The sequence below is a fragment of the Blautia sp. HCP3S3_C4 genome (genome assembly GCF_052064095.1).
In the GTDB taxonomy this organism is placed as follows: domain Bacteria; phylum Bacillota; class Clostridia; order Lachnospirales; family Lachnospiraceae; genus Blautia_A.
The window spans coordinates 83,019-101,466 of the sequence record NZ_JBQHWF010000007.1; the positions used below are offsets into that span (position 1 = coordinate 83,019).

The 18,448-nt window shown below is 39.4% G+C and carries 14 protein-coding genes; all 14 read right to left on the bottom strand.

The features are described 5' to 3' along the window. Positions 1-187: 187 nt before the first annotated feature. Positions 188-2,215, bottom strand: coding sequence for a beta-galactosidase (locus ACTNC6_RS08270; protein WP_441043827.1), 2,028 nt, complete (start codon positions 2,213-2,215; stop codon positions 188-190). Between the two features lie 132 nt (positions 2,216-2,347). Then, complete coding sequence (locus tag ACTNC6_RS08275; RefSeq protein WP_300335379.1) at positions 2,348-3,343, bottom strand: LacI family DNA-binding transcriptional regulator; 996 nt, start codon at positions 3,341-3,343, stop codon at positions 2,348-2,350. A 23-nt stretch (positions 3,344-3,366) separates the two neighbouring features. Then, on the bottom strand, positions 3,367-4,176 hold the full coding sequence (locus tag ACTNC6_RS08280) for a carbohydrate ABC transporter permease (RefSeq protein ID WP_330687408.1): 810 nt from the start codon (positions 4,174-4,176) through the stop codon (positions 3,367-3,369). Continuing rightward, positions 4,169-5,059 carry a carbohydrate ABC transporter permease gene (locus tag ACTNC6_RS08285; RefSeq protein WP_216459197.1) on the bottom strand — a complete coding sequence of 297 codons (891 nt, stop codon included), beginning with the start codon at positions 5,057-5,059 and terminating at the stop codon, positions 4,169-4,171. The genes ACTNC6_RS08280 and ACTNC6_RS08285 overlap by 8 nt, the downstream gene beginning before the upstream one ends. Before the next feature lie 126 nt (positions 5,060-5,185). Beyond that, a complete protein-coding gene (locus tag ACTNC6_RS08290) occupies positions 5,186-6,538 on the bottom strand; it encodes an ABC transporter substrate-binding protein (RefSeq protein ID WP_441043828.1) in 1,353 nt (450 codons plus the stop codon). A gap of 199 nt (positions 6,539-6,737) precedes the next feature. After that, positions 6,738-7,679, bottom strand: coding sequence for an AraC family transcriptional regulator (locus tag ACTNC6_RS08295; protein WP_441043829.1), 942 nt, complete (start codon positions 7,677-7,679; stop codon positions 6,738-6,740). A gap of 150 nt (positions 7,680-7,829) precedes the next feature. Further along, positions 7,830-9,197: an MFS transporter gene (locus ACTNC6_RS08300; protein ID WP_300335373.1), complete on the bottom strand. Its 1,368-nt coding sequence runs from the start codon at positions 9,195-9,197 to the stop codon at positions 7,830-7,832. A 274-nt stretch (positions 9,198-9,471) separates the two neighbouring features. Then, positions 9,472-10,302: an AraC family transcriptional regulator gene (locus tag ACTNC6_RS08305; protein WP_300333604.1), complete on the bottom strand. Its 831-nt coding sequence runs from the start codon at positions 10,300-10,302 to the stop codon at positions 9,472-9,474. Positions 10,303-10,772: 470 nt separating this feature from the next. After that, positions 10,773-12,143, bottom strand: a complete 1,371-nt coding sequence (locus ACTNC6_RS08310) for a DUF6034 family protein (RefSeq protein WP_441033940.1) — start codon at positions 12,141-12,143, stop codon at positions 10,773-10,775. 329 nt (positions 12,144-12,472) lie between these two features. Beyond that, the gene (locus tag ACTNC6_RS08315; RefSeq protein ID WP_441043830.1) at positions 12,473-13,744 is read right to left on the bottom strand and encodes a sensor histidine kinase; all 1,272 of its coding nucleotides are present in this window, start codon (positions 13,742-13,744) and stop codon (positions 12,473-12,475) included. Positions 13,745-13,749: 5 nt separating this feature from the next. After that, positions 13,750-14,409, bottom strand: a complete 660-nt coding sequence (locus ACTNC6_RS08320) for a response regulator transcription factor (RefSeq protein ID WP_025581106.1) — start codon at positions 14,407-14,409, stop codon at positions 13,750-13,752. A gap of 516 nt (positions 14,410-14,925) precedes the next feature. Beyond that, positions 14,926-16,125, bottom strand: coding sequence for a DUF4179 domain-containing protein (locus ACTNC6_RS08325; protein WP_441043831.1), 1,200 nt, complete (start codon positions 16,123-16,125; stop codon positions 14,926-14,928). Beyond that, positions 16,109-16,675, bottom strand: coding sequence for an RNA polymerase sigma factor (locus ACTNC6_RS08330; protein ID WP_055058379.1), 567 nt, complete (start codon positions 16,673-16,675; stop codon positions 16,109-16,111). The genes ACTNC6_RS08325 and ACTNC6_RS08330 overlap by 17 nt, the downstream gene beginning before the upstream one ends. Before the next feature lie 449 nt (positions 16,676-17,124). Then, entirely contained in the window at positions 17,125-18,447 is a 1,323-nt protein-coding gene (locus ACTNC6_RS08335; protein ID WP_441043832.1) for a permease prefix domain 1-containing protein, read from the bottom strand. Position 18,448: the final 1 nt, after the last annotated feature.

The following is an 18,448-nucleotide window of genomic DNA, read 5'->3' on the forward strand; positions in this document are numbered from 1 at the left end:
CATTTGACTATATTAGTACTTCTAATGATCTTTTTAACCGAAAAGGTGACCGTCTGAAAATCCATTCAGCTGTCACCTTTTTTCATTTATTTATATAACATTTTGTTAGCTGCAATTGTCAAGCGGATAAAATCATCCGCTTCGCTACGTGGCTCTACACCAAATAACTGCTCCGCAGTTTATTTAGTTAAACTATTTTTATCTTTGCAACCGCAAGTCCATAAACTTTCAGTCGTTCTTCTCCGCTGCCGTAAACCCATTCTATCTCTCCCTCCGGCAATGGAAGCTCAACTGCATCTGTTCCGAAGTTCTGATAAATATAATATTTTGCATCGTCATTTTCTCTTACTGTAATTTCCAGTGTATCCGGGATTTCTCCTTTTACTCCGCAGGAAATACCACTGTCAGCAACTACTTTTCCAATGAAATCATCATAGAAATCTCTTTCAGCGTCAGCAGCTACATACCATGCTTTTCCTTTTCCGTACTCATTGACTGTCAGGCAGGAATATCCTTTATAGAAGTCCTCTCCATAAGTCATCAGTGAACGTGCGCCGCGAAGTTCCACAAGATCACACAGATATTTACAGGTATAGGTTCTGTCCAGTCCAAGTTCATTATTCTGTACAGGAATCAGTCTGTTTTCTTCCCAGTCGTAAAGAGCATCAAGCTCTGTACTTCTGATCCCCAGTACATCCATCAGTCCGTGAGGCGTTCCCTCCAGATAACATCTGTCTGTATCATCCACGATTCCTGACCAGTAACTTGTGATCAGATAACCGCCATTTTCCACAAAAGCACGGACTTTCTCTGCAAATCCCTTTTTAAACATATATACCATAGGCAGTGCCAGTATCTTATATTTGTCCAGATCACAGGTCATATCTATCAGATCTACATTCAGTCCCTGTCTGCGGAAACCTCTGTAAAATTTTCTCAGCGCTTCCATATAGTGAAGTCCTTTGTTTCTCGGTCCCTGACTGTCTTCCATTGCCCACTGGCTGTCCCAGTCATAGATGATCGCTGCTTTACTGTTTACGATCGTTCCGGCCAGTTCTTTTATCTTTTTCAGGGCTTCTCCGGTTTCAGAAACCTCTTTAAATACTCTTGTATCTTTTCCGCCATAATGATCGATCACTGCTCCATGGAACTTCTCAGAAGCTCCACGGCTCTGACGGATCTGGAAATAAAGCGCCCCCTCACTTCCATGTGCGATTGCTTCCATAGACTGTGCAAAGAGAACTCCCGGCTTCTTCAGTTTACTTACACCCTGCCAGTTAGTAGCTGCCGGGCAGGATTCCATCTGGATAAATGGTTTTCCCTTCAGAGACCGCATCAGATCATGATACAATCCATTATCATCAGCTGTGTCGATCGCATCTTCTTTATGCCATGTAGGGTAAGTATCCCAGGAAACGACATCAATTTCTTTTGCAATCTTAAAATAGTCCAGCCCTTTATAATGATACATGAGATTTGCTGTTGTAGGAAGATTGCTTCCACCATCCCTCACTGCCTGAATTTCATGATGGAGGAAATCCGCAGTCTGATGGGTAACAAATCGTTTCCAGTCCAGATTTAATGCATGAAGCTGAGTTTCTCCGATCCTTGACGGACTCTCAATCTGATCAAAGCTGTTATAGTTGTGGCTCCAGAATGTAGTGCACCACTGATCATTCAGATTTTCGATCGTCTGGTATTTTTCTTTCAGCCATTTGCGGAATGCATCCTGGCAGAGCGGGCAATGGCACTCTCCGCCGTATTCATTAGAAATATGCCATAAAATTACGCCCGGATGTACGGCCACTTCTTCTGCCAGCTTTTTGTTTATGATATGTACTTTTTCTCTGTATACAGGAGATGTATAACAGTGATTATGTCTGAACCCGAAGAGATTTCTGTGTCGTGTTTCATCTACACGGAGAACCTCAGGATATTTATCTGCCATCCATTTCGGTCTCGCACCTGACGGAGTTGCCAGAATTGTGTAAATTCCTCTTTTATAAAGCTTATCAATAATCTCCTGCAGCCATCCAAAGTTAAAAACTCCCTCTTCCGGTTCCAGTGTTGCCCAGGAAAAAATCCCAAGGCTTACCACATTGCATCCTGATTCTGAAAGCATTTCTATATCTTTTTCAAGAATATCAGGTCTCTTTAACCACTGTTCCGGATTATAGTCGCCGCCATGAAGCAGCATGTCTGTTTTAAACTCCATAAAAACCTCCTTAACATAAATATACTTATATGGAAAAACGATGTCAGATCATGAACACCTCTTGGGATCTGACATCGTTTTTTCTATCCGGCAAATAAGCCTTTTTTTACATCCGGTTTATATTTTTACCGGCTAATTTGTAGAAGCCTTCATTTGCAGTTCATAGCCTAATATAGATTTCGGCAGTCTCTTATTTTCTGTAAGATATACATACAAAATCCTGCTTGCCTCTTTTCCAAGCTCATCCACATCAAAGTGAACACAGCTGACAGGTGGATACCATTCATCCAGCAGATTACTGTTATGAAGAGAAGCCACTTTTATTCTTTCAGGAACCGGAATTCCCTTTTTGCGCAGAATTCTTAAGATCACCAAACAGATATTGTCATCCATACACAGAATACAGTTTACATCAGATGCCAGCACCTTCTCTATCGCCATTTCCGCTATATTCTCGAATTCTGTATCATAAAAAACATATCTGCGGTCAAGCAACATGTAACTTTCCATGTAGGCTTTCAATATTCCCTGAAATCTCTTTCTGTTAATGTAATGTTCCTGTTTCGCACACATAACTGCCATTTTGTCCAGACCTTTCTGAAGCAGTACATTCGTAATATCACAGCATGCAGCTTCATTATCTGTATCCACCTGAAGTACAGATGGATCATCATAAGGTCCGATTACTACAAATGGAACACCGGCCTGCTTCAGATAAACAATCTCGTCGTTGTTTTCCACCATACGTGTAAGGATCACGCCATCCATGACATGTTCTTCCACCGCATGTGTCAGATTGGAAATATCTGTTGGTGTCACCTTGATCAGATTTACCTGGTAGCCACGGATGGAAAAATAATCATATACACTCAGCAAAATGTTTAAAAAATATGGCATAGAGGCAAAGTTTTCTTCTCCGGGTAACACCACAGATATCATCTTCGTAACAATGTCTGTATAACGTTTTTCCCTTGTGTTAGGAATTAGCTGCTTTTCTGAAAGATAGCTGTTGATTTTCTCTCTTGTAGATTCTGAGATCCGCCCTTTGCCGGACAAAGCTCTCGAAACTGTCGAAACTGATACACCTACATCCTTGGCCACCTGGCTGATATTTACTTTATTATCCATGTATGTGCATCCTCTCGTCTGTCTTATTTTACTGATCCTGTAATACCTTCTACGAAGTTCTTCTGCAGTAAGAAGAATACGATCGCTGTCGGAATTGTCGTGATAAGAACTGACAGCATAACCATACCGTAGTCAGTCACATATCCTGATGTCAGGTTGGAGATCAGCATAGGCATTGTCTGAGTTGTATTATCAGACATGATTACCTTCGCCCATAAGTAGTTATTCCATGCATTCATAAATGTAACTACACCAGCTGCCGCAAAAATGGATTTCATGGATGGGATATACATGCGGAAGAAAATTCCAAATTCGCTAAGACCGTCAATACGTGCAGCTTCGATAATGTCTACCGGAAATGCTTTGGCATTAGTTCTGAACATCATGATCAGAAGCGGTGTTGCCAGAGACGGAAGCATAAAGCCTACTGCTGTATTTAAGAGTCCCAGACGGGAATACATTCTGAATAACGGTACCATCAGTGCAACAAACGGAATCATCATGGACATCAATACGATGGCATACATTTTCTCTTTTGCCTTGTCACGGTAAATCTCAAAAGCATAACCTGCCAGAGAGCTTACAATCAGGGAGAAAGCAGTTACAAGAATCGTATATTTACAGGAATTGAGGAAGTTTCCCCACAATGGCTGCTGACTGATCAGATTTCTGTAGTTCTCCATCAGGTAAGAACCGAAAGTAAGCTTACCTGCGATAACATCCACGCTCTTGTTTGTTGCTGCAATGATCATCCATAATAACGGGAATACAGAAATTACTGTACAGATTCCGAGGAAAATATACATAAGAGTCATTTTTACTTTATTATTCACGATCATCACCTACTTTCATCTGTACAAGTGCCAGGATTGCCACCATGATCAGGATAATAAATGACATTGCTGAAGTGTATCCGAAATTCGGTACGCCCTTGAATGACATATTATAAATATAATGAGACATGGTAATGGAAGCATTTCCAGGACCGCCGTGTGTCAGGTTCATAGATTCATCGAATAACTGCAGTGTACCATTTGTGGACATGATGGCAGTCATCAGGATTGTAGGTTTCAGTAAAGGTACTGTGATCTTAAAGAAAGTCTGGATTGCAGAAGCGCCGTCAATCTTGGCTGCTTCATAAACAGAATATTCAATATTCTGAAGTCCTGCCAGATAGAATACCATATTATATCCTGTCCATCTCCATACCAGCGCAATAATGATAACGATCTTTGCACTTAATGGGTTTGCCAGGAAATTATATGCGCTGTCAAGAATTCCAAGTTTTACAGCAATGGTGTTAATAAATCCGTCTGTTGCAAATAAAGAACGGAAAATGATCGCATATGCAACCAGAGAAGTTGCACATGGGAGGAAAATTGCTGTTCTGAAAAATCCTCTTGCTTTGATCTTCGGATTATTCAGGATAGATGCCAGAGCCAATGCCAGGATCAGCATGACCGGAACCTGAATGATCAGATAGAAAAAGCAGTTCTTCAGTGACTGGATAAATACATCATCTTTGAAACATCTTATGTAGTTTGTAAGTCCGGTAAATGTCATGTTTGTACCGGTTCCTGTTTTGAAAGAAGTGATCAGGGCACTGATCATCGGATAGATACTGAATCCGCAGATCAGTATGATCGCAGGAACCAGGAATAACCATCCGGTTGCATTCTGTTTCTGTCTCATACTGAGACCTTTCTTTTTATTCATAGATTTACACCAGCTTTCATTACGATATTCTTTCACACTTATATGATCAGAAAAATTGTTATGGGAAAGATGATATGGAAAGAGATGCTCATGCACTTTTTATACAGGAGCATCTCTCTGTCTGAATTACTGTCCCATATTAAATTCTACTGTATCCTGTGCTGTCTTCAGTTCAGAATCAATGTCTGATCCGCCGGATACATTTGCCACTGCTGTAGCAAGTGCCTGATTTGCCTCAGTGTAATATACGCCCAGATCTACAGTTGGTGTCTTGGAAGCAAAGTCGGAAATCTGTTTGTAAATTGCCTGTCCGCCGAAGAATTCCTGCGGCTCACTGTAAACTTCACTCTCACTTGCCGGGAGCCATGTAGCAAGTGCTCCGGAGCTTGGAAGAATGGTGTCATACAGTTCTACACTTCCCGCAAATGTTTTTGCAAGGAAATCTTCTGCAAGTTCTGTATTTTTGCAGTTTGTAGTGATCGCCCATGTGGAACCACCCTGATTTGAATAGTTGGTAGCAGTTTCCGCATCCGGAATTGCCGGCATATCTGTCAGTCCCCAGTTTCCGGACTGGTCTTCTGCTGTCTGGATAGATGCAAGGATCCAGCATCCATTGATAACGCCTGCTGTCTTTCCACTTGTAAAGGTTGCTACATATTCATCCCAGCTGTTTACAACTGCAAGGACATGAGCTTCGACCATTTCCTGATAAATCTCAATGCACTGTTTAATATGTTCGTTTCCGGCAATATCAGGAGTACCGTCGTCTTTCCATGTTCCAAATCCTGCTGACTGCATCATCTGATAGATCAGGTCTGAACTTCCTGCCTGAACAGAAAGTAAGGAGTAACCTGTTTTTTCATAAACATCAGATCCGATTTCAATAAATTTGTTCCAGTCGATATCCGTCAGATCATCCAGTGTATAACCTGCCTGGTCAAGAATATCTGTTCTGTAACATGCAACCTCAGCACCATTATCAAATGGAACTCCATAATTCTTTCCATCAATTGTAGATGCTGCCAGTTTACTCTCGGCAAACTGTGAAAGATCAATTCCTGAATCTGTAATATCCTGATACAGATCCGGATAAGTAGTTACATATTTCTGAAATGCAAAATCCTGCATCAGACAGATATCAGGAAGCTGAGAATAATTTCCTGAGCCAACAATTGTTCCCAGCTGAGTCTGCATGTCATCCCATGGAGTTTCTACAATATTAAGCTTGAAATCCGGATGATCTTTCTGATAGATCTTCTCTGCCTCTTTCATTGCGTAAATATTGAATGACTGGTCCCATGCCCATACAGTCAGAGTCTGGTCATCACCATCTGAAGATGTCTTCTCTGCACTGTCTGATTTCTCTGTATCAGAAGTACTGTCTGATTTTGTATCCGTTCCTGCTCCACATCCAGCTAAAAGACTGCTGCCTACGATAGTTGCCATAAGAAGAGCAATAATTTTTGTTCGCTTCTTCACTCTCATTCCTCCTATATTTTGCGCATTATTTTTTGGTTATTATGTACATTTTTCTCTGTTAAACCGATTCAACTTGTATAAATTATGCCTAATTTCTTGTTCAAAAAGTTATTGTTTTCGCTACAATAAGTAAATATTTCATTCTCTTGTGCAAATCTATTTTCAGTTTTTGCTCACATCTTTTGCTTTTTTCTCCGATTTACTGTTTATATGTATTTTCTTCTATGCTTTTATGCATATTTTTTATCCACTGTCCGGGTGTCTGGTTTTTTACTTTTCTGAAATTTGTTATAAATGTAGACATATTATTGAATCCTACTTTTTGTGCCGCTTCACTGATATTAAATTTTGTATTTTTTAACAGCTTACAGGCTTCCTGTATCCGGATATAATTTACATACTGAACGGGAGTCATATTATATTTTTCGGAAAATAACCTTCTAAGATAGCTTTCACTGATGAATGTTGCTTCCGCAATATCAGATATCTTGATGTCTTCCGCAAAATGTTCCTCTACAAATGAAAGTGCAAGCTGTAGCTTTCCGGACTTATCATCATTTACATATTCCATTGTGTCCTGACGCTTCTCATTTACAAATTCATCCGAATTAATTTTCACGATTTCCATAAGCACCGTAAATAGAAGTCCTTTTACACAATTTCTGTACCCATAATCCTGTATTCTGATCTGATCCATAAGACAGTCAAGTTCACGCACAAGCAGCGGGACTTCTTCCTTCTGCCTTTTGATCGGGCCGCTTTCAATACGGTTCTGGAAACGCTGAGCATCTCTTTTTCTGAATTTTGCGCTTAATAAAAATTCCATGGTATCAACATAAATGAATTCCCAGAAGCTTTTCTCTCCCTCCGCATTAATAATATTATGAGGAAAATTTGCAGGAATAATGATCACTGAATTCTCTGTATAAAATCTTCTGTCATTATTAAATACTACCGTTCCTCTTCCCCTTCTGCAGATTCCAATCTCCAGTAAATTATGAAAATGATTTGGCAGAACGGTTCTTCTCACCTCATCCAGACCATATGTTTTGATCCCTGCACTTCCCAGCACTGCCAGCAAATCCGCCCCATCCGGGATCTGACAATATTTGAATTTGGCTTCTCTTCTCCTGTTTGGCATTTGCTCACCCCATTTATTACTTTCTTATAACAATATTTTCCGGCATTGTTATAGTACAAAATTCCCATTTATCTCTATTTAATAATTCCCCTCTGTTTTTATCAAAACGGAGGGGAATCATCTTTTTAGTCTTTATATAATTTTTATTTATTATCCGTTTAATCTTCTTCCGGATACCAGCTCTTTGTTTGCTTTCTCTACATTCATTCTTGACATGATAAATGTGATAATGATGCAGATAGCAAACGGTACCCAGAGATACATAATATGAAGCATGCTAATACAGGAAGCTGGCTGTGTTGTCAGATTCTGATCAAATTTACTGAATGCCAGAAGCCATCCTGTGATAGCTGTTCCAAGTCCGCCTCCAAGCTTGATGCCAAGAGATGTGCAGGAATACATCGTTCCATCTACACGTTTGCCTTTTGTAAGGTATGTATATTCAGAACAATTGGCAATTACCGCATTCATGTCTCCCTGCCATGGTCCCATACCAAAAGCTGCAACTGCTGTAAACGCCAGCATAAGCGGAACACTGTGCATATATGCGGCAACGATTACAAGTCCTCTTCCAATAGTTCCGATCGCATAGCCGGTAACATTTAACTTATATAATCCCTGCCATTTTGCCACCAGTGATGGTGTGATCAGAAGAGCAATGATCAGTGGAATGTTGATCGCCCATGAGAATACAGGGAATAAGTTTTCATTTAACAGAACATACATCATATAGTAAATACCCATATTCAGCATAGCTGAGTAAATCTGCTGAAGAATATAAGTAACACAGATCATAATGTAATATTTATTTGCAAACAGCAGTTTTGCTGCTTCAACAAGAGAGTATTTCTCATCTGCGGAATTATCCACACCGTCATTTAATTCTTCTTCCGGAAGTTCTTTAACAGATAATGCGGAAATTGTATTAACGACCAGACCGATGATCGCGTAAATGATGGCTACAGTTCTCCATCCTGCTGCTCCGCCACCCATGATCTCTACAAATTTAATTGTAACAGACTGGATCAGAAGACTGGTAGAGAATGCAAAGATGAAACGGTAAGATCCCATTTCCACACGTTCTTTGCTGTTCTTTGTGATCAGTGCTGTCAGCGCTGAATATGCGATGTTGTTTGCTGTATAGAAAACTGCGTTCAGTAAGGAATATGCAATAAAGAACCATGCATACTGTGCTGTTTTTCCAAGACTTTCCGGGATTGCAAAGATACCGATCAGGGTTACGGCGCATCCGATATAGCCATAAAGCATCCATGGTTTTGCCTTTCCCATTCTTGTGTGCGTCTTATCAATCATGGAACCAAAGAAAATATCTGTTACACCATCAAATAACTTTGACAATGCGATCAGGGTTCCGACGATACCTGCATTCAATCCAACCGTATTGGTCAAATACAGCATTACAAAGGAGGATAAGAATGCATAAACAACATTACCTGCCACATCACCCGAGCCATATCCGACTTTGTTATACCATTTTAAGTACTTTTTTTCTTCCATTTTCTACTTCCTCTCATAGTTTATACCGATTTCTCCGTTCAGGCGGTTTTCGCCTTTGTTCGGTGATTATTATAAAATAAAAGAAATCGAAACTATATAAACCGAATGAGACAAAATATGCACAAAATTAAAGAGTTTTTAACTTTCTCTTTACGCAATATTTGCGCAATAATAAATATAGACAGTTTTATACTGTGATTTTTGTGCATATTGCATATATTTCTCTGATATGAGGTAATCGGATATTTTATCCCCTGTGATTTACCTTTATATTTCACATATTACTATCCTGAGGCTGAACTCTATATTGTTCCCTGTAAAGATTCCTGTACTCTCTCGGAGTTACTTTATATCTTTCACGGAAAACCCTGTTAAAGGTTCTCTGGCTTTCAAATCCTGCATCCAGACAAATATCTGTAATGCTTTTATCCGTACATTCCAGGTGTACACAGACATAGTTTAATCTTTGCTCATTCAAATACTGCTTAAAATTACGATGAAAAGTTCCCGAAAATACTCTGGACAGTGCGTATTTGCTGATTCCCAGATTTCTGGCCATTGTTTCCAGAGAAATATCTTCCTTATAATGCTTGGCAATGTAGGATACCGTCTGATAAATGATGTCATTGCTCTCCACATTCTCTTTCTCTGTTAAACTAAAACAGGGAATACTTCTGGCCAGTAAAATCTGTACATACGCCTGCTCAACGACTGCATCTCTCTTTTTCTGTTTCTTGTTTTCCCTCAGACAGTGAATCGCATTTACAATGTCCGGTGATACTTCTTTCTTCTTTATCACCGGATTCACCGGACAAAAATTCTGCATTGTAGCAGCAAACTGTTCTCCAAGAGATGGCTGTGCCCAAAGATAACATGCCTTATTCACTCCATCTGAAAAGACCTGGTAATGATGAATCACATCCGGAAATATAACTGCAAAATCCCCTGTCTCCATATGAAATAATTCCTGCCCCATTCCCAGTTCCAGCGTACCTTCTGTCACATAAATAAACTCAATTGAATTGTGCAGATGAGGAGAAGCATGTCCAGATGCCATTAACCTCAAATGCAGATTTTCCTTTTTTTCTTCATATACCGGAAACATACTATTTAATCTCCTGCAAGTTTTGTCTACTTTTTCCTTTCATTTGGCAGGTAATCTTCTCTTTCCTATACTATAATGTGCCTGTAAGATAAAGAAAAGGAGGAAAACCAAATGAAAAAATTTGTATCCTACATTCATTACGTTATGAACTTTTACGCTAACTACTTTAAAATCTGCCGTTATATGTAAAAGACATTTCTGCCATCACAGAAATGTCCATTACGGAAACCTGATTTCAGTGGTTTCCCTTATTATACTTTTGACTTGTTTTGGTTGTACATGAACAGGATTTTTGAAAATATAAACAAAATTATAGCAAAACCAGAAAATATTCTATATTCTAATCATTCTATGGAATTGCTATAAACAACTAACTGATAAAGTGTACGCCACATTGTCCCATTATAAGGCAATGTGGCGATATTTTTTATCTCATGCCATAAGGAGATGTCATTTCTTATTTATTCGTTTTATTCGCACTCTCCAACACCACCAGGAAATGTACCTGATGATGGTCCATTCTGTACTCTTTGTACGACACTGCCATCTCGTGCATCAATTGTGAGAAGTGGTACACCGATGCGATCCATAGTAACGCTGTCTATAACCATTTCATCACCGCCATCTGCATAGGCCGGTTCCTGGGAATTCCAGGTTCCATAGAAATCCCATACCGGAATCAGACTTCCCTCTGTACTGCTGTTACCCTCCCGCACACGCATATATCCCAGTTGAACTTTAGTTATTGTCATCTCAACACTCTGTGCATCAACAGATGGATAACGACAGAAACTTATGCCATCTACTGCCGGCAGATGGTATTCCTGTTCTGTCATAATCTGCATGGTAATCGTATTTTCAAAAATATCTTTGACTTCATCAAATGGCAGAAGAAACAATGCTTCATCTGAAGCATCTGATACCTCAATTGGATCACTGTGTTGGAAACTCTGAAGTGTTCCGCTGCAGAAAATCATTGTCAGCGATTCATTATCCCACACATCGCACTGCGCTTCATGAAAATTATCGTCTTCATCTATCCAGGGACGGGATAATTCATCATATGGCAGATAAGAATTCCGTATATAATTAACAGGTACACCATCGACCATTCTTTCAAAGAAAAAAGAGGTCTTTTCCAAAGTGCAGTTTTCTTCTGTGAGTTCTTTTGATGCACTGTCAAACAGGTGCCATTCTCCAGAAACAATATCCTTTACATAATTTTCTGCGCCGTCATCAGTCATATTCTGATTTCCTGCTTTTATATAATTCTGAAATCGTTCTGCTCTTTGTTTTTTCTCATCCTGAGACATATTTTCTTCGTTCACATCATCAAACGCAGCATATTTTTCCCAAAAACTAAATGCTTCTAAATCGGGGAATGTACCTGTATACTGGTACGTCAGTCCATCCACCTCATATGTTTCTGCCAATCCATCATAGTCTTGTTTCAACAATTGCCCTTTGGCAAAAGTATCCAGTACTTTCTGTGGCTCTTCTTCAGAAATTGTCGCTTTTTTTACATTTTTCAGACATATGGCATCCACATCCGGCACTTCCACCGGTGCATCGGCTGTCAAGGTAAATTTCATAGGATTTTCCTGATCTGTTCGCTCTGAGGATCTTAAATCCGACTGAATGGTTGTCTGATAGGTTTCCGGAGCCTGAACCTGTTCAGCGACTGTTTTCTGAACTGTTTCTTTCTCTTTGTTTTCCTCTGTCTTTACAACAGTCTTATCCTTTTCTTCTACAACGGCAGAATGAACGACCTTGTCACATCCTGATATTGTTAAAAGATTCATACATAAAAGAGCTCCCACAAATATTTTTATTTTCTTCATTTCTTTCTCCTCCTTTCGCATATGTAGCTGAGCAGATAAAATATTTTCTTTGCTGCTTAATTTGGTCAGTCAGATAAAATTATCCGCATTCTTTACATTCCTGATTCAGTCAAGCGGATAAAATCATCTGCTTCGCAGTTTAGTTAAAAAAGGTACCCTCTTCTTATAAGAAAAGAGTACCATACTGTACTTCTAATGTATTCATCAAGATGTAAACAAGTTGTAAATTTCATCTGTTTAATATTGTCCATGTAATAACGAGTGAATACGTCTGGATCGGTCAGTTATTCATAATTGAAGCAGAATATTTGTTTGATCAGGTTAAATCCTTATCTTTTTTTATCAAATATTACTCTTACTTTCGTTCCTGTTCCAAGCTGGCTTGTGATGTCCAGTCTGCCTCCATGAACTTCTGCGATTTTTACACATAACGCAAGTCCAAGTCCTGCTCCGCCCTCCTGGCGGCTTCTGGATTTGTCTACCATGTAAAAAGCTTCCGTAATTTTTCCCAGTTCTTCCTGTGGGATTCCCCGACCGTTGTCTGCAACTTCCAGAATTTTCCTACCCGATTCTTTATATGCTTTTACGGTAATACGACCTCCTGCTTCTGTAGCACGGAGAGCGTTATCTATCAGATTTACAAGAAGACTTTCCATTAATTCATCATCCATTTTCAGGAAAAAATCTTCGTACTCTGTCTGTAATTGTATCTGTCTCTGCGCTGCTGGTTCTGCCTCCAGCTGAACTACATGTTCTAGCAGTTCTCCTATCGTGTGTAACTCCATTTTTATTGAATCATTCTGATGGAGTCCCAGCATCTGGAGCATTTTTCCGGAAAGTTTTTCAAGTCTTTTTCCCTCGCGGCTTATATGTTCCAGGGCGCGGTCTTTTTGTTCATCGTTTAATTTTACATGACGCAGGGTGTCTGAATATCCGATAATAGAAGTAAGTGGTGTTTTCATTTCGTGGGCAAGTGCTCCCATAAGCATTTCCTGTTTTCCGGCTACTTCCTGCAGTTTTTCCATTTGCTGTACGGTCCGCTTCATCATTAGATAGATAAACAGACCAGCAATGCAAAATACTGCCAGATAGATTCCCAGGAACCAGGCTGCCGTCTGTCTCAGTTCCGTAAACATAGAAGTAACATCACGGACTGAAAGTATTTCGTAACCCTCTGGATTTGTAAGCAGCGTATGCTGTAAAAGTAAGTATTTGTGATTCAGTTTCTGGATTTTGTACTCATAGGAATCCGTTTTGTTGTTTAAACCGAGATTATCCATGCTGACAATCTCATAATCTGTGCGGTTTACTACGGCTTCTTTACTTTCGGAATTAATGAGGAGCATTTTCTCACCGCAGCATCTCAGAAACTGGAATTCCAGATAAGATTTTTTTCCTGTTTCTGACATCTGCTCATATTTACTGTTGTCCCAGAATTGTTCCAGGAGATTTTTTCCATTTGCAAGCTGTCGTCCATAGGTTTCAGCAGCATTATTCAGGCTTCTTTTTCCTGTGACATACAGGCTCAGGACACCGACCGGTATCAGAGAGCACAAAAGTGTTATCAGCATAAGTGCTACTGTCCGTTTCCACAACTTCATAGCGGTTAGTCCTCCAGTCGATAGCCAAGTTTTGGGATTGTTTTTATTTCATCGTACAACTCCAGTTTCTTGCGGAGCTGGCCGATATGCACGTCTACAGTTCTGCTCTCTCCCAGATATTCTTCGCCCCAGACACGTTTTAATAGTTCTTCTCTTCCAAGTGCGATGTTTTTGTTCTGTAAGAGCAGGATAAAGAGATCGTATTCCAGTGGTTTCAGGTTTACGGGAATCCCATCTTTCAGAATCTGATGGCTCTGGAGATCTGCCTGAATATTTTTGATTGTGAGAATTCTCTTTGCACGGCCGGTTCTTTCAAGGATTTTTTCAATCCGTACAAGAAGTTCCAACATTTCGAAAGGCTTTACCATATAATCTTCTGCACCGAGTTTCAGGCCTTTTACTTTGGATGCTACGTCATCTTTTGCAGTAAGGTAGATCACCGGGAGATTCTTTGCGCGGAAATCTTCCATCAGAGCAAAGCCATCTTTGCCGGGAAGCATAATATCGACAACTGCAAGGTCTGCATCTTCATTCCATAGCAATAGGCGCTGGGCTTCTATTCCGTCGTAGGCGGCTACTGTTTCGTATCCAGCTATGGTTAGGTTCATACATAATAATTCGGAAATTGCTCTGTCATCTTCGATTACCAGGATTTTGTTTTTCATTTTGGGATCACCTCGATTAGTTTATGGAAATAGTATAACGTTTCGAAGATGTAACGTCTACAAAGATATATATTTTACTTCATTAGTCATACTATTCTATCCACTCATATACCAGATAATCAACCCCTGCATCTATCATAACAGGAGCATCTGAATGCAACTTAGTTATAATCGAACAGTATCCTACATTATGGTACAAATATTCCAGACGTTTGCGGGGTAATTTTGTAATTTTCCTGGTATTCTGGCGTATATAGCATTCTTTATTTAAGATTCGTTTTAAAGTTTTACTACACTTATATACAGAAAAGTCTTCTGGATTACTTAGATGATATTTCAAAATCAAATTCCTGATGTTTGGGCTAAGTTTTCTGACAGAATCATAATAGGATGTATCATTGTCAAAGGTAAATATTAGCCATTTGTGCTCTATACGGATTTTTTTAATTATACAATCATGTGGTACCGGGATTGTCGGCAGAACATCTTTGTTTAAATAATATGTCTTCTTCATTTTCATCTTATCTGTACTGTAAACTTGTCTCCTATTAGTATTGCGTCATCTGTGGGGCTTTCTCCCTCATTATATACATAGCCTGCAGATTCTTCGTAGACATCATCTGAGGAATCTTTATCTGTTTTTTCTTCGAATACCTGGTGGGCTGTATCGTTTTTTACTTCATATAATTGTAATGTGATTAATTTTGCTTCCGGAGAGATTTCTTTGTAGACGGTGAATTCAGGGTCTATGGTTTGTTGGAATGCAGTTTCTTCGCCATTTCTTCCTGTCTCCTGATAGCAGATTTTGTTTCCCTGATCGTCTGTTCCAATCAGATAATAGTCACTGTCAATATACACTGTTCCATCATATGTTCCGTAAATTGTACTTTCGAATGGATTCCATCTGAATTCTGTAAGGTTGAGAATGTTGGAATCGAATTTAATGTTCTGATCCAGATTTATATCTACGGTGTTTTTCTCCAGCTCTTCTTTTGATGTTGTGAGTTTAAATGTATAAGGTTGTGTATTGGCCTGTATTTTCTGGATGTTTTCCCATGTTTCGGCATCAGACATTGCGATCGACCATACTTTGAACTCTATGTTTACAGTTCCCTCTGTGTTGATTTCTTCTCCAATTGTAAAGTCTTCTACTGTTATTGGATTTTCTGACAAAGCATTGTTATTGACTGTTCTTTGCCCCAGACCCTGATGGATTTCCTGACCATTAATTCGTACTTCTGTAAATAAGATTTTGTCCTCTATTGTATTCTGTGTATCTGAGTCTGTGTCCTGAGAGGTCAGGTCTTTTTTCGTTTGTTCTTTTCCGGTGTGATTCTTGTCGTTTAAGTCTTCACTGTCGGAATATGCAATCCATAGATTTTTGCTGTCCATTACAATCTCATTCAATGTTATGGTGATTCCATCTCTTGAGATGCTTTTTCCTACAACATTTGTATAAGAATCGGTGTCACCGTTCTCAATTCCCAGTGCCTGTCCGATCCAGGAGGTCACTCTCTGTAATGCTGCTTTTACATCTTCCTGATACTTCAGTGTACATCCTGCAGTGATAAGCAGTATGATTCCGGCTGCTGCTATTTTCCACTTTCTCTGCATCCGTGAAAAGCGGTGCTGTTTTTTCCATGGTTTAGAAGCTTCATATATGTATTTATCATCCAGATCACCGATCAGTTCTAATGTTTTAAATCCTTTTTCCATATAAATGCTTCACCCTTTCCCATAGTTTTTTTCTGCTTCGATAGAGGCTGGATTTGATTCTGCTTTCTGAAATTCCATGACGGGCTGAAATTTCGCTGATGCTGTCCATATACCAGTAGCGTCGTATAAAAATGTCACAGTCACCTTTTTTCAGGGATTCCAGAAATTTTTCAAGAATTTCCAGAATCTCTTTTCTCTGAATTTCATCATTCAAAGAATATGCTGTTACATCCTCTATCTCTTCCAGTTCTTTGCATAATTCTAATATGTGCTCTGTTGACCGTTTTGCAGCTTTTTTCCTGCGAAAACAGTCAATTGCCAGGTTTCGGGTTATTTTTCCAAGAAAAACAGATAGAATTGCCGGTTTTCTGGGTGGTATGGAGTTCCATGTGGCTAGCCATGTATCATTGACGCATTCATCGGAGTCTTCCTTATCATACAGAACATTCCAGGCAATACTGAAGCAGTACCTGCTATACTTTTCTTCGGTCGCCTGTATGGCTTTTTCCGATCTGTCAAAATACAGATTGATAATTACTGTATCTTCCACTTTTTTCACCTCACGTTTCTTTTATTTTGTCTTCATAAGATAAGACGGATTTTGAATGGTAAAGTTGCAGTTTTAATAAAAATAATTTTCTTTTTTCAGAGTAAACAATATACTGTCGAAAAGTCAACCTGTCTTTTCACAATTTCGACTGGAGAAATGAAGTATATTCTGGTAAAATGAGCATATAAAGGAGGACAAACGTAAATCCTTACAAATGATAAAAGACAAAAGAACAGCCGAAGACATTTTCAAGGCACGAATGAGGACTATACTTAACGAATACGGGAGTACCTAACCGATTTATCTGAAAGACAAAAATGCAGATGAAGTATTCCGGAAATTATACCGTCAGTCAATTACTCCAAATAGTTAACGGATAAAGATACCGCCATATTGACTTATCACAATCAATATGGCGGTATTTTTCTTAATACATTTTTTTACATTTTCTATCTGTTCATTTCATTGTGCTGCACAATCTTTCTCATATTTCCAACCAGAAGCAATATCAGTACAATGGTTATAATTTTAAACGGAATATTCATATAACTCTTACACAAATCCCAATATATGGCAACGCACATAACAACAACAGTGCCTCCTGTCAATATACACATGGACATTTTTGAGACATACAGAGCTTTTCTTGCTTTAGTTTTATCGAATTTGAAACCTATTTTCAGATGCCGTGGATAGATATTTTTATATCTGTATGTACTCAGTACAATCCCCATCAGTCCATAGGAAACTATAATGCAGCTTCCTCCTGCTGATAAAAAGGGAAGAAATGTTACTGATTGTGGAAATATACCCAGATTTCCCATTACATCTGATTCACTTTTCCCTATCCATTTATTTTGCTGCCAGAATGAATGTAGCATTCCGGTAAAATAATCCTCTTCTCCACCACCTGAAAAAACAGCCTGTAAACGTACGATCTGATATTCTGTCAGGCTGCTTCTCAGATACCTGAGCCCAAAAGTTGCCACAGGCATAGCCAGAAAACCAGCCCAGATTCCGCACATGGTCCTCTTTTTTCTCACAGTGAACCAGTTCTTTTGAATTGCGATTGTCAGCATAACCAGCATAGATACCAGCATCATACAAGCCGTCATAAGCGCAGGCATGGCACAGACCAATATAACAGGTGCAATCATCCATATGATTGCTCTCATCAAGCCCTTATATCCCCATCCATGATATTTATACAAAATTGCTCCATATATGGGAACATAAAACAGCATCAGAGTCTGCATGGATATTCCTCTTCCTCCCGGCAGTACAATGAAGTATCTTGCCCCATTTAACTGATAGCCACCCAACAATGTAACCAGACAGGCAAACAGTAAAATGACAGCAATTATTTTCGAAAATCTTGCCAGTACAGTGTAATCCAGAAGATATAAAATCATCATAACTGCAAGTCCGATCACAACATGGAACACATATCTGTCCGAACCGGCCGCAGCGTTCTCACTGATTTTTCCGGCAATCCCTGCATGTATCAAAACGCCTGCAATGCTGATAAGAACGATTATCCCCAGAAGTTTCCATGCAACCTGAGGCCTGTGGACACTGTCAAGAGAGATTCCTGTTTCCACAGGATCTCCCATATCCCGGACAGCTTCCCTCTCTGCCTGTTCACGATCCATGCCTGCCTGCATATTTGCCTCGATCTGATCTTCTATATGATCCTGAAATTCCTGTTTTACATAGGGCCGCGCTTTCTTACAGCGAATCTGTTCCAGTAATGTTTTCAGATATTCGTCCATA

Bases quoted from the DNA above. Each gene is read 5' to 3' on its own strand.
- ACTNC6_RS08320 (WP_025581106.1), bottom strand. From the start codon at position 14,409: ATGAAAAACAAAATCCTGGTAATCGAAGATGACAGAGCAATTTCCGAA.
- ACTNC6_RS08310 (WP_441033940.1), bottom strand. From the start codon at position 12,143: ATGAAGAAAATAAAAATATTTGTGGGAGCTCTTTTATGTATGAATCTT.
- ACTNC6_RS08305 (WP_300333604.1), bottom strand. From the start codon at position 10,302: ATGTTTCCGGTATATGAAGAAAAAAAGGAAAATCTGCATTTGAGGTTA.
- ACTNC6_RS08295 (WP_441043829.1), bottom strand. From the start codon at position 7,679: ATGCCAAACAGGAGAAGAGAAGCCAAATTCAAATATTGTCAGATCCCG.
- ACTNC6_RS08315 (WP_441043830.1), bottom strand. From the start codon at position 13,744: ATGAAGTTGTGGAAACGGACAGTAGCACTTATGCTGATAACACTTTTG.
- ACTNC6_RS08270 (WP_441043827.1), bottom strand. From the start codon at position 2,215: ATGGAGTTTAAAACAGACATGCTGCTTCATGGCGGCGACTATAATCCG.
- ACTNC6_RS08335 (WP_441043832.1), bottom strand. From the start codon at position 18,447: ATGGACGAATATCTGAAAACATTACTGGAACAGATTCGCTGTAAGAAA.
- ACTNC6_RS08325 (WP_441043831.1), bottom strand. From the start codon at position 16,125: ATGGAAAAAGGATTTAAAACATTAGAACTGATCGGTGATCTGGATGAT.
- ACTNC6_RS08275 (WP_300335379.1), bottom strand. From the start codon at position 3,343: ATGGATAATAAAGTAAATATCAGCCAGGTGGCCAAGGATGTAGGTGTA.
- ACTNC6_RS08300 (WP_300335373.1), bottom strand. From the start codon at position 9,197: ATGGAAGAAAAAAAGTACTTAAAATGGTATAACAAAGTCGGATATGGC.
- ACTNC6_RS08285 (WP_216459197.1), bottom strand. From the start codon at position 5,059: ATGAATAAAAAGAAAGGTCTCAGTATGAGACAGAAACAGAATGCAACC.